6 protein-coding genes and 3 rRNA genes are annotated in these 12,580 nt (G+C 63.1%); all 9 read left to right on the forward strand.

Translation table 11 applies throughout. The features are described from left to right. The first annotated feature begins 664 nt into the window (after positions 1–664). The 9 genes from ACX1D0_RS02910 (at position 665) to recN (ending at position 12,511) form a co-directional block, all read left to right on the forward strand. Positions 665–2,183: ribosomal RNA gene (locus ACX1D0_RS02910) — 16S ribosomal RNA — on the forward strand. Positions 2,184–2,510: 327 nt separating this feature from the next. After that, positions 2,511–5,602: ribosomal RNA gene (locus tag ACX1D0_RS02915) — 23S ribosomal RNA — on the forward strand. Between the two features lie 104 nt (positions 5,603–5,706). Next, positions 5,707–5,823, forward strand: a 5S ribosomal RNA gene (gene rrf / locus ACX1D0_RS02920). The 16S, 23S and 5S rRNA genes sit together here, the layout of an rRNA operon. A 1,220-nt stretch (positions 5,824–7,043) precedes the next feature. Beyond that, complete coding sequence (locus ACX1D0_RS02925) at positions 7,044–8,009, forward strand: hypothetical protein (RefSeq protein WP_459019410.1); 966 nt, start codon at positions 7,044–7,046, stop codon at positions 8,007–8,009. Further along, positions 8,006–8,998 (forward strand): HAD-IIA family hydrolase, encoded by a 993-nt coding sequence (locus ACX1D0_RS02930; protein ID WP_459020371.1) that lies wholly within the window; start codon positions 8,006–8,008, stop codon positions 8,996–8,998. The genes ACX1D0_RS02925 and ACX1D0_RS02930 overlap by 4 nt, the downstream gene beginning before the upstream one ends. Then, on the forward strand, positions 8,995–9,207 hold the full coding sequence (locus tag ACX1D0_RS02935) for a hypothetical protein (protein WP_459019411.1): 213 nt from the start codon (positions 8,995–8,997) through the stop codon (positions 9,205–9,207). The genes ACX1D0_RS02930 and ACX1D0_RS02935 overlap by 4 nt, the downstream gene beginning before the upstream one ends. Then, positions 9,204–9,920: a TlyA family RNA methyltransferase gene (locus ACX1D0_RS02940; RefSeq protein WP_459019412.1), complete on the forward strand. Its 717-nt coding sequence runs from the start codon at positions 9,204–9,206 to the stop codon at positions 9,918–9,920. The genes ACX1D0_RS02935 and ACX1D0_RS02940 overlap by 4 nt, the downstream gene beginning before the upstream one ends. Positions 9,921–9,932: 12 nt before the next feature. Beyond that, entirely contained in the window at positions 9,933–10,826 is an 894-nt protein-coding gene (locus tag ACX1D0_RS02945; RefSeq protein WP_459020372.1) for an NAD kinase, read from the forward strand. Continuing rightward, on the forward strand, positions 10,826–12,511 hold the full coding sequence (gene recN, locus ACX1D0_RS02950) for a DNA repair protein RecN (RefSeq protein ID WP_459019413.1): 1,686 nt from the start codon (positions 10,826–10,828) through the stop codon (positions 12,509–12,511). Before ACX1D0_RS02945 ends, recN begins: the two co-directional genes overlap by 1 nt. Positions 12,512–12,580 lie beyond the last annotated feature (69 nt).

Raw genomic sequence — 12,580 nt, forward strand, 5'->3', positions numbered from 1 at the left:
ATCTCAGAACTGCGGGCGAGTGTGCGTTCAGCAAGAACCCGCTCAAGGCCCGGACTACGAGTGCGGCCCGGACCAGCCGAGTTGATCGGCCGGAGCGAGTCGGGTAGTGTTCACCAGGCTGCCTCGGCAGTCTCTGACAACTCAACAGCGATCGGCCCCAAGTCAGACGGTTTGACAGGGGCGAGCACAGGTGAGTAATGTAGGTCGAGCCGCGAAAGCGGTGGTCCTAGACAAATCCCCTAGTCAATAGGGGATTGAGTCACTCACGATCCGCTCGAACCAGTCAGGTTGATTTGACAGGCCGAACGCAAGAGAGTAAAGTTGGACGAGCCGCCTAGCGGCAAACAACTGAACTGAGAAGCCCGCCGATTTGACTAGCGGAACACTTCAAAGTAAAGTTAAGCGAGTTGCCCCAAGCGGAAGTCGAAAGACAGAAGCGCGGGACGCACCCGAAACTTGAGAACTCAACAGCGTGCTTAAAGTCAATGCCAAATACATGCACATTGCAGGGCTTGCTCTGCAATTGCGAACCCGTCACGTGATTTCGGTCACGTACGGATTCCTTTGAAGTTGAAATATAGATAGATCCAGCAATGGAAATCTGTCAGTTTCAAACTAAAGTTAAGTTGACGGTTAAACAGGCCTCGGCCTGCACCGATAAATTTCAACGGAGAGTTTGATCCTGGCTCAGGACGAACGCTGGCGGCGTGCTTAACACATGCAAGTCGAACGGTAAGGCCCCTTCGGGGGTACACGAGTGGCGAACGGGTGAGTAACACGTGAGTAACCTGCCCTTGACATCGGGATAACACCTGGAAACAGGTGCTAATACCGGATACGAACCTCCTCGGCATCGAGGAAGTTGGAAAGCTCCGGCGGTCAAGGATGGACTCGCGGCCTATCAGCTTGTTGGTGAGGTAATGGCTCACCAAGGCTCCGACGGGTAGCCGGCCTGAGAGGGCGACCGGCCACATTGGGACTGAGATACGGCCCAAACTCCTACGGGAGGCAGCAGTGGGGAATATTGCACAATGGGCGAAAGCCTGATGCAGCAACGCCGCGTGCGGGATGACGGCCTTCGGGTTGTAAACCGCTTTCAGCAGGGACGAAGCGCAAGTGACGGTACCTGCAGAAGAAGCACCGGCTAACTACGTGCCAGCAGCCGCGGTGATACGTAGGGTGCGAGCGTTGTCCGGATTTATTGGGCGTAAAGAGCTTGTAGGCGGTTTGTCACGTCGGGAGTGAAAACTCAGGGCTCAACCCTGAGCCTGCTTCCGATACGGGCAGACTTGAGGAAGGTAGGGGAGAATGGAATTCCTGGTGAAGCGGTGGAATGCGTAGATATCAGGAGGAACACCAGTGGCGAAGGCGGTTCTCTGGACCTTTCCTGACGCTGAGAAGCGAAAGCGTGGGGAGCAAACAGGCTTAGATACCCTGGTAGTCCACGCCGTAAACGGTGGGTACTAGGTGTGGGGGACATTCCACGTTCTCCGTGCCGCAGCTAACGCATTAAGTACCCCGCCTGGGGAGTACGGCCGCAAGGCTAAAACTCAAAGGAATTGACGGGGCCCCGCACAAGCGGCGGAGCATGCGGATTAATTCGATGCAACGCGAAGAACCTTACCTGGGTTTGACATATGCCGGAAACATCTAGAAATAGGTGCCCCTTTATGGTCGGTTTACAGGTGGTGCATGGCTGTCGTCAGCTCGTGTCGTGAGATGTTGGGTTAAGTCCCGCAACGAGCGCAACCCTCGTCCTATGTTGCCAGCGGATAATGCCGGGGACTCATAGGAGACCGCCGGGGTCAACTCGGAGGAAGGTGGGGATGACGTCAAGTCATCATGCCCCTTATGTCCAGGGCTTCACGCATGCTACAATGGCCGGTACAAAGGGCTGCAAACCTGCAAGGGTGAGCGAATCCCAAAAAGCCGGTCTCAGTTCGGATTGGGGTCTGCAACTCGACCCCATGAAGTCGGAGTCGCTAGTAATCGCAGATCAGCAACGCTGCGGTGAATACGTTCCCGGGGCTTGTACACACCGCCCGTCAAGTCATGAAAGTCGGTAACACCCGAAGCCGGTGGCCTAACCCTTGTGGAGGGAGCCGTCGAAGGTGGGACCGGTAATTAGGACTAAGTCGTAACAAGGTAGCCGTACCGGAAGGTGCGGCTGGATCACCTCCTTTCTAAGGAGCCTCAGACAGGGTCGCCTAGCGTCCCTGTCCAATGTCTGGTTCCGAAGCATACGTCTTCGGCCAGGCAGGCACCGGAATGTGGAACATTGACCATTAAGTCGAACGAAGTCGATCTGTCAGTACAACCTGAGTAATCAGGAGTGGAAAGTCAGCCGGCGGAGTGAGACCTGAGCACGCTGTTGGGTCCTGAAGGGTCGGTTGCGAAAGCAACGCCTTCAACGCGGACCAGCGCCGAAAGGTATCGTCATGATACCGGACTGCCTGGGCCCGCCCGTATCTTGAGAACTTCACAGTGGACGCGAGCATCTTTGTAGAATGTAACAAGCTACTAAGTGCGATCGGTGGATGCCTTGGCACCAAGAGCCGAAGAAGGACGTTGTAACCTGCGATAAGCCTCGGGGAGCTGGTAAACGAGCTTTGATCCGAGGATTTCCGAATAGGGAAACCTTGAAATACCGGAGTCATGTCCGGCAACCTCTGCCTGAACACATAGGGCAGTTGGAGGGAACGCGGGGAAGTGAAACATCTCAGTACCCGCAGGAAGAGAAAACAACCGTGATTCCGTGAGTAGTGGCGAGCGAAAGCGGAAGAGGCCAAACCTCAATTGTGTGATAGCTGACAGGCGTTGCAATTGGGGTGTAGTGGGGCCGTTCAGACTGTGCTGTCAAGCAGTCAGAGAGTAAGAAATGATTAACGAAGTCGAAGTGTGCTGCGAAGGCCACAGCAAAGAAGGTAACACTCCTGTAGACGTAAGTTATTCACTCTCGAGCGTAACCCCAAGTAATGCGGAACCCCTGAAATTCCGCATGAATCTGGCGGGACCATCCGCTAAGCCTAAATACTCCTTGGTGACCGATAGCGGACAAGTACCGTGAGGGAAAGGTGAAAAGTACCCCGGGAGGGGAGTGAAATAGTACCTGAAACCGATCGCATACAATCCGTCGGAGCCTGCAAGGGTGACGGCGTGCCTTTTGAAGAATGAGCCTGCGAGTTAGTGGTACGTGGCGAGGTTAACCCGTGTGGGGAAGCCGTAGCGAAAGCAAGTCCTAATAGGGCGATATAGTCGCGTGCTCTAGACCCGAAGCGGAGTGATCTATCCATGGCCAGGGTGAAGCGACGGTAAGACGTCGTGGAGGCCCGAACTCACTTGGGTTGAAAACCGAGGAGATGAGCTGTGGATAGGGGTGAAAGGCCAATCAAACTCCGTGATAGCTGGTTCTCCCCGAAATGCATTTAGGTGCAGCGTCGCATGTTTCTTACCGGAGGTAGAGCACTGAATAGTCTAGGGGGCCCACAAGCTTACCGAAATTAGTCAAACTCCGAATGCCGGTAAGTTAGAGTGCGGCAGTGAGACTGTGGGGGATAAGCTTCATAGTCGAGAGGGAAACAGCCCAGATCATCAGCTAAGGCCCCTAAGCGATAACTAAGTGGAAAAGGATGTGGAGTCGCGGAGACAACCAGGAGGTTGGCTTGGAAGCAGCCACCCTTGAAAGAGTGCGTAATAGCTCACTGGTCAAGTGATTCTGCGCCGACAATTTAGCGGGGCTCAAGTTATCCGCCGAAGCTATGGCATTCGTACACATAACCGTAAGGTTGTACGGATGGGTAGGGGAGCGTCGTGTGCACAGTGAAGCGGCGGGGTAACCCAGCCGTGGAGAGCACACGAGTGAGAATGCAGGCATGAGTAGCGAAAGACGGGTGAGAAACCCGTCCGCCGAATATCCAAGGGTTCCAGGGTCAAGCTAATCTGCCCTGGGTAAGTCGGGACCTAAGGCGAGGCCGACAGGCGTAGTCGATGGACAACGGGTTGATATTCCCGTACCGGCGAAATATCGCCAATGCCGAGGCGAGTAATGCTAAGCACGCAAGGTCAGCGGAGGTCTTCGGACCGAGGCTGACTGAGTCTGCGACCCAAACTTGTATTAGGCAAGCTGCGGAGGGACGCAGGAAGGTAGCTCTTCTCGGGTTTGGATATCCCCGGGCTAAGTGCGTAGGGCGAAACGTAGGCAAATCCGCGTTTCATTAAGCCTGAGACATGATGGGTCGGTTACTTTGGTAACCGTAAGAGTGATCCTATGCTGCCTAGAAAAGCTTCGTGAGCGAGATATTAGCCGCCCGTACCCCAAACCGACACAGGTGGATAGGTAGAGAATACTAAGGCGATCGAGATAACCATGGTGAAGGAACTCGGCAAAATACCCCCGTAACTTCGGAATAAGGGGGACCTAAGACGTATTAGAATTTACTTCGAAAGCGTCGAGGGTCGCAGAGACCAGGCCCAAGCGACTGTTTACTAAAAACACAGGTCCGTGCTAAGTCGTAAGACGATGTATACGGACTGACTCCTGCCCGGTGCTGGAAGGTTAAGGGGAAGGGTTAGCTTCGGCGAAGCCTTGAACTTAAGCCCCAGTAAACGGCGGTGGTAACTATAACCATCCTAAGGTAGCGAAATTCCTTGTCGGGTAAGTTCCGACCTGCACGAATGGAGTAACGATTTGGGCGCTGTCTCCACCATGGACTCGGCGAAATTGCACTACGAGTAAAGATGCTCGTTACGCGCAGCAGGACGGAAAGACCCCGGGACCTTCACTATAGTTTGGTATTGGTGATCGGTGTGACTTGTGTAGGATAGGTGGGAGACTTTGAAGCTTGGACGCCAGTTCAGGTGGAGTCATCGTTGAAATACCACTCTGGTCACTCTGGTTATCTAACCTAGGTCCATTATCTGGATCAGGGACAGTGCCTGATGGGTAGTTTGACTGGGGCGGTCGCCTCCTAAAAGGTAACGGAGGCGCCCAAAGGTTCCCTCAGCCTGGTTGGCAATCAGGTTTCGAGTGTAAGTGCACAAGGGAGCTTGACTGCGAGAGAGACATCTCGAGCAGGGACGAAAGTCGGGACTAGTGATCTTCTGGTGGCACATGGAAGCGCCAGGACTCAACGGATAAAAGGTACCCCGGGGATAACAGGCTGATCTTGCCCGAGCGTCCATAGCGACGGCATGGTTTGGCACCTCGATGTCGGCTCGTCGCATCCTGGGGCTGGAGTCGGTCCCAAGGGTTGGGCTGTTCGCCCATTAAAGCGGCACGCGAGCTGGGTTTAGAACGTCGTGAGACAGTTCGGTCCCTATCCGCTGCGCGCGTAGGAGTCTTGAGAAGAGCTGTCCTTAGTACGAGAGGACCGGGACGGACTAACCTCTGGTGTGCCAGTTGTTCTACCAAGAGCACGGCTGGTTGGCTACGTTGGGAAGTGATAACCGCTGAAAGCATCTAAGCGGGAAGCACGCTTCAAGATGAGGGCTCCCACAGAATAATCTGGTAAGGCCCCCTATAGACCATGGGGTGATAGGTCGGATGTGGAAGTGCAGTAATGCACGGAGCTGACCGATACTAATAGGCCGAGGGCTTGTTCCCTACAAAGATGCTACGCGTCCACTGTGAGGTTCCCGAGATACGGTCGGGACCTTGATAACTCAATAACATGAGAGCTCGAGAAACCGACACTATTTCCATAGTGTTTCGGTGGTCATAGCGAGAGGGAAACACCCGGTCCCATCCCGAACCCGGAAGTTAAGCCTCTCAGCGCCGATGGTACTGCAAGGGGGACCTTGTGGGAGACTAGGACGCCGCCGGACTTATAAAAACCCCCCGACTTCGGTCGGGGGGTTTTTTGTTTTCCCCTGGGCTCCCGACGCCGCGTGCGGCGTCCTGGCAGGCAGGAGCGCCAGAATTGGGTGGAATGGCTCGATCCTGGGAAGATGGACCCATGTCTAGTGATAACTCCACACCGAACGACGATCGTCAAGGCCCGCAGGAGGGCCGGCCCCGTGGTCAGGGCGATCGTTCGGGCCGGCCTGAGCGCTCATCGGGAGACCGACGCGGCTCGGGAGGCGGAGGAAGATCAGAGGGTCAACGCTCCTCGTGGGGCAATCGTGATGATCGTGGCTCGCGTCCGCAGGGTGACCGTCCGCAGTACGGGAACCGGGATGATCGCGGGTCGCGTCCGCAGGGCGACCGTCCGCAGTACGGGAACCGGGATGATCGCGGGTCGCGTCCGCAGGGCGACCGTCCGCAGTACGGGAACCGTGACGACCGCGGGTCACGTCCCCAGGGCGACCGTCCCCAGTACGGGAACCGTGACGACCGCGGGTCACGTCCCCAGGGCGACCGTCCCCAGTACGGGAACCGTGACGACCGCGGGTCACGTCCCCAGGGCGACCGTCCCCAGTACGGGAACCGTGACGACCGCGGGTCACGTCCCCAGGGCGACCGTCCCCAGTACGGGAACCGTGACGACCGTGGCTCGCGTCCGCAGGGTGACCGTCCCCAGTACGGGAACCGTGACGACCGTGGCTCGCGTCCGCAGGGTGACCGCCCGCAGTACGGAAACCGTGACGACCGCGGCTCACGCCCCCAATGGGGCAACCGTGACGACCGCGGCTCCCGTCCGCAGGGCGACCGCCCCCAGTACGGAAACCGTGACGACCGCGGCTCACGTCCGCAGGGTGACCGCCCCCAATGGGGCAACCGTGACGACCGCGGCTCACGCCCCCAGGGCGACCGCCCCCAATGGGGCAACCGTGACGACCGCGGCTCACGCCCCCAGGGCGACCGCCCCCAATACGGAAACCGCGACGATCGCGGCTCGCATCCCCAGGGCGACCGCCCTCAGCGTGGTAACCGGGACGAGGAGTACCGCCCGCGTCCCGGGACTGCCGCGCAGCCTGACGAGCCGGAGACCCCCCGGGAGTTCGTGGAGTCTGAGCTGCCGGTCGGCGTGCGTGCCGAGCTGAAGGGGCTGCCCAAGGATCTCGCCGACATCGTCGGAGCACACATCTGGGCGGCCGGTCAGCTGGTGGATCTCGACCCGCAGTTGGCGTTCCGGCATGCGGAGGCCGCACGCCGTCGAGCCGGCCGTCTTCCGATCGTCAGGGAGGCCGCGGCCGAGACCGCGTACGCCGCCGGTGAGTACGGCATCGCTCTGCGTGAATTCCGGGCGATCCGCCGCATGTCCGGGGGAGATGAACTCATCCCGGTCATCGCCGACTGTGAGCGCGCCTTGGGGAGGCCCCGCGACGCACTGGAGATCCTGAACGAACTCGACCCCCGCACCAAGGACATCTGGTTGCGCATCGAATGCCTGCTCGTGGAGGCCGGTGTCCGCGATGACCTCGGTCAGCGTCCCGAGGCCCTGCGACTCCTCCAGGCGGCGATCAGTCGCAAGGTTGGGCCACCGTTCGGTCAGGCCCGGTTGCGGTACGCCTACGCGAATCTGCTCGAGGAGGATGGCGACCTCGACGGCGCCCGACAGTGGTTCACCTCGGCGGCCGCCCTGGACCAGAACACGGAGCTGGACACGGCGGACCGGATCGCGAACCTCGATGGTGTCGTGCTCCCGGACTTCACGCCGGACGAAGACGAGGACGAAGACGAAGACGAGCCCTCAGATGGCGACGTTGACGATGACGACGACGCACAGGACAGCGAAGAGCCGGACTCCGATGATGAGGGCGCTGAGGTTTCCGACGCTGAGGACATCGCGAATGAGGATGACTCCGACGATCAGGGGGACTCAGAGGACTCTGACGAAGACGTCGCCGACCCCTCGGATGAGAACGACACCGAGGAGGTGCTCCCTGACGACCAGGCGGAGGACGAGGTGCTCCCCGACGACGAGGCGGAGGACGACGAACCGGACTACGACGAGCTCGCCCCCGATGCTGTGCCCGCGCCTGCTCCCTCTGATGACGAGGAGCGCGCAGCGGAGGGACGGACGGATGATTCCCAGGTCGAGACCGACGTCGAGGAGGAACAGGACTGATGCACGCATTGGCCTCTCAGTATGACGCTGCGCTGTTCGATCTCGACGGGGTGATCTATCTCGGTCCCTACGCCGTCGACGGGGTGGCCGAGGCTCTGGATGAATTGAGGTCCAGAGGCACACGCCTGGGCTTCGTCACCAACAACGCGGCCCGCACTCCGGCCACGGTCGCGTCGCACCTCACAGAGCTGGGCATCCACGCCACCGAGGAGGACGTGGTCAACTCCACCCAGGCCACCCTCCGGATGCTGGCCGCTGACCTGCCTGCCGGGGCCCGGATTCTCGCCGTGGGGACCGACGCGTTGGCCGAGCAGCTGACCGCCGCGGGCTTCGTCGTGGTGACGTCCCTGGAGGATGCACCCGACGCCGTGGTCCAGGGATACAACCCCACCATCGAGTGGGCGCGGCTGGAGGAAGCGGCCCTGGCGGTTCAGCGGGGCGCGGCCTGGTACGCCACCAACCCTGATCTCACCCGGCCGTCGGACCGGGGGATCGTTCCGGGCCTGGGGTCACAGTTGGCGGTGGTGCGCGTCTGCGTGAACGTGGAGCCCAAGATCGCGGGCAAGCCTTTCCGGCCACTTCTGGACGAGACGGTCCTGCGGATCGGCGCTAAGCGCCCCATCTTCGTGGGTGACCGGACCGACACGGACATCCTCGGCGCCAACACCGTGTCGATGGACTCGCTGTTCGTCTTCACGGGCGCCCACGGCAAGGCCGATCTCGCCGAGGCTCCGCCGGACTACCGGCCCACCTACATCGGATTCGACGCCGCTGCGCTGTTGGAACCGCCCCGCGAGGCCGAGCTGCGCCGGCAACGATTCGTGTGCGGGTATCAGGAGATCGACCTCATCGACGGGTCCGGCTATCTGTCGACCCGGCCGGTCACCCGGGACGAGCAACTCGACGCGCTGTGGGCGGCACTGCAGGCCAAGTGGCGTTTCGGCGTGGACATCTCCGCGGTGCTCAACTCGCTCGACACCCTGCGATGACCGCCTCGCCGTCCCCTCACCACTTCGTGGCCCCGCACGTGCGGCGGATGGCATTGGTCGAGGAGGTCATGGCCGGCCTCGAGGGGCTCGACGACCTCCCATTGGACGAACAGACCGCGCGGCTGGGTGAGGCGCAGGCCATCCTGGCGGGCGTTCTGAACAACGACCCGGGGGTGGTCCAGCCCGGTATTCCCGGAGTGGGTCGGTGAGACTGGACCTCGCGCTGGTGGAGCGCGGCCTCGCCCGCTCGCGCTCCCACGCCTCGGCCCTCGTCGGCGAGGGCCGGGTGAGCATCAACGGCGTGACGGCGTCCAAACCATCCGTCGGCGTGGGCCCTGAGGATGTGGTGGAGGCGGAGACCGACCAGTGGGTCTCGCGTGCTGCCCACAAGCTGTTGGGCGCGCTGGAGGCTTCCCGGGTAGAGGTGCGGGGCCGGGTGCTCGACGCGGGCGCATCGACGGGTGGATTCACCCAGGTGTGCCTGGAGCGTGGCGCCGACGTGGTGTATGCCGTCGACGTGGGCCACGACCAACTGGCGCCGATCCTTCGCCGCGACCCCCGCGTCCGCGTCCACGAGGGCCTCAACCTCCGGTACCTGAGCCTCGACGACGTGGACGGCGATCCCGTGGACCTGATCGTCGGCGACGTGTCGTTCATCTCGCTGCGCCTCCTGCTGCCCACACTTCTCCCGGTGCTGCATCCCGAGGGGGCGGCGCTGCTGCTTGTGAAGCCACAGTTCGAGGTGGGGCGCGAAGCACTGGGGCACGGGGGCGTGGTCCGCGACGACCGGCAGCGGAGGCGCGCCGTCGACGACGTGGCACGCACCGCCGGTGAGCTCGGATGGGTGGAGCGGTGGCGGGGGGCCAGCGACCTGCCGGGAGCAGCAGGAAACGTGGAGTACTTCGTGCACCTCACTCGGTAGGGTGGGTGCGTGATGCAACGAACTGTGGCGGTGCTCGTCCACCCCGAACGAGACGAGGCGATCGACAAGGCCGCCCAGTTCATCACGGACCTGCACGCCATGGGCTTTGCCTTCCTGGTGTTCCCCAGCGATCTGGATCGCGTCAGCGCCCGGGTGCCGGAAGCCCGGATCCATGCCCTGGACGGCACGCCGGCGGAACTCGCCGTGGTGTTCGGTGGTGACGGCACCATCCTCCGAGCGGCGGAATGGGCGCTGCCGATGGGCGTGCCGCTGCTCGGGGTCAACCTGGGTCACGTCGGCTTCCTGGCGGAGTTGGAACCCTCGGACATCCACGCGCTGCCGGGCGTCGTGGCCAACCGGCTCTACCTCGTCGAGGAGCGGATCGCGCTGCAGGTCGAGGTGTGCGATGCGGACGGCACCATCACCTGGTCCTCGCAGGCCGTCAACGAGGTGTCCTTGGAGAAGCTGGCGCGCGAACGCATGCTCAACGTCTTGGTCAGCGTCGACGAGCGACCCTTGTCGCGGTGGGGCTGCGACGGTGTGCTGGTCTCAACGCCCACGGGCTCGACGGCCTACGCCTTCTCCGCCGGTGGGCCGGTGGTGTGGCCGGACGTCCGGGCCATGCTGGTGGTGCCGCTGGCTGCGCACGCCCTGTTCAACCGCCCCATGGTGCTGAGCCCTTCGTCGGTGGTCAAGCTCGAGCTGCCGGAGGGTTCGGCCCCTCTCGGCATGCTGTGGTGCGACGGCCGGCGCAGCCACGATCTCGCGCCGGGGGAGTGGGTCAGCGTGCGTTCCCACCGGCATCCGGTGCGCATCGCACGCATGGGCGAGCAGCCGTTCACCACCCGCCTGGTGAAGAAGTTCGCGCTGCCCATCGACGGGTGGCGCAAGAGGAGCGACCGCTGATGCTGTCGGCGTTGCGGCTGACGGCTTTCGGGGTGGTCGACGAGGCGCATCTGGAGCTGGGGCCGGGCCTGACCGCGCTGACCGGTGAGACGGGCGCGGGCAAGACGATGGTGGTGGCCGGGCTGGGCCACCTGCTGGGTGTGCGGGCTGACGCCGGGATCGTCCGGCGGGGGAGGGACCGCGCCGTCGTCGAGGGCCGCTGGCAGCTCCCCCCGCACCTCGTCGAACGCGTGCACGAACTCGGCGGCGAATCCGACGACGGGGAGGTGGTGACGCTGCGGCAGGTCACGGCTCAGGGCAGGTCACGGGCCGTCGTGGGCGGCGCGGGGGTCCCGGTGGCGGCCCTGGCCGAGCTGATCAGCGAGACGGCCACCATCCACGGGCAGTCCGGGCAGATGCGGCTGTCGACGCCCGAGCGGCAGCGGGAAATGCTCGACGCGCAGGCCCGGCCGGCCGAGCTGCAGCGCTACCGCGACGCCTACGTGGAGCGCCGCGCGGCCGCGGCGGAGCTGGGGCACCTCGAGGCGGAGGCCATGTCACGCGCCCGGGAGGCGGACATGCTGCGCTTCGGCCTGGCCGAGATCACGGCAGTGGCCCCCTACTCGGGCGAGGACCACGAGCTGGCGGCCGAACAGGTGCGCCTCATGGACCTCGACGACCTGCGCAGGCTCGCCACGGCCGCGCAGGAGGGCCTGAGCGGCTCGGAGGCCGACTTCGACGCGCCCAACGCCGTGGGGCTCGTCGGCGAGGCGCGCAAGGCGCTGGTCCAGCTGGCGGAGCGCGACGACCAGGCCACGGCACTCGCCGCGCGGGCCCACGAGCTGGGCATGCTGGCCAACGACCTGGCCGCCGAGGTGGCCGGATATCTCGACGACCTCGTGGCGGACCCGCTCAGGCTTGAGGCGGTGGGGGAGCGGCGCTCTCAGCTGGCGGGCCTCACCCGCAAGTACGGTGCCACCGTCGAGGAGGTGCTCCGGTGGGCCGAGGAGGCGGCGGTGCGCCTCACCCAACTGGTGGGCAGCGACGAGCGGATCACGGAGCTGCGTGGCCGCATCTCGGATCTCGACGCCGGCCTGGCGGCGGACGCCGCCGTCATCTCCTCCGCTCGCCGGGAGGCGGCCGTCTCGCTGGCCGCCCGGGTCAGGGAGGAGCTGGCCGCGCTGGCGATGCCCCACGCCGAACTGCGGTTCGAGATCACCCCCGTCCCCCTGGGCCCGCACGGCGGGGATCGCGTTGAGCTGCTGTTCTCGGCCAACCCCGGCTCCGCGCCCGCGCCGTTGGGCAAGGTCGCCTCGGGCGGCGAACTGTCGCGGGTCCGATTGGCGCTCGAGGTGGTCCTGGCCGGCGGCACGGAGGGGCAGACCTTCGTGTTCGACGAGGTGGACGCCGGTGTCGGTGGCGCAGTGGGCCTGGAGATCGGCCGCAGGCTGCAGCGCCTGGCGGAGCGATCGCAGGTCATCGTCGTCACCCACCTCGCACAGGTGGCGGCGTTCGCCGACGCCCATTTCGTCGTGCACAAGGCCTCCGACGGGCAGGTGACCACATCCGGCGTGCGCCGCCTGGGTCATGAGGAGCGGGCCGCGGAACTCGCGCGCATGATGGGAGGCGAGTCGTCGTCGGCGAAGGGCCTCGACCATGCCGCCGAGCTGCTCCACAGGGCGTCGGCGGACCGGCCGGCCCGATGACGGTGTTACGTTTTCGTTTCGCCCACGGCGCGGCGAGGACTCCGGCGCGTCGAGTCCATACGCTGGAGT

This window comes from Tessaracoccus pujii (assembly GCF_054483895.1).

Excerpts from the sequence above, each read along its gene's own strand:
- ACX1D0_RS02935 (WP_459019411.1), top strand. The coding sequence starts at position 8,995 with ATGACCGCCTCGCCGTCCCCTCACCACTTCGTGGCCCCGCACGTGCGG.
- ACX1D0_RS02945 (WP_459020372.1), top strand. The coding sequence starts at position 9,933 with ATGCAACGAACTGTGGCGGTGCTCGTCCACCCCGAACGAGACGAGGCG.
- recN (WP_459019413.1), top strand. The coding sequence starts at position 10,826 with ATGCTGTCGGCGTTGCGGCTGACGGCTTTCGGGGTGGTCGACGAGGCG.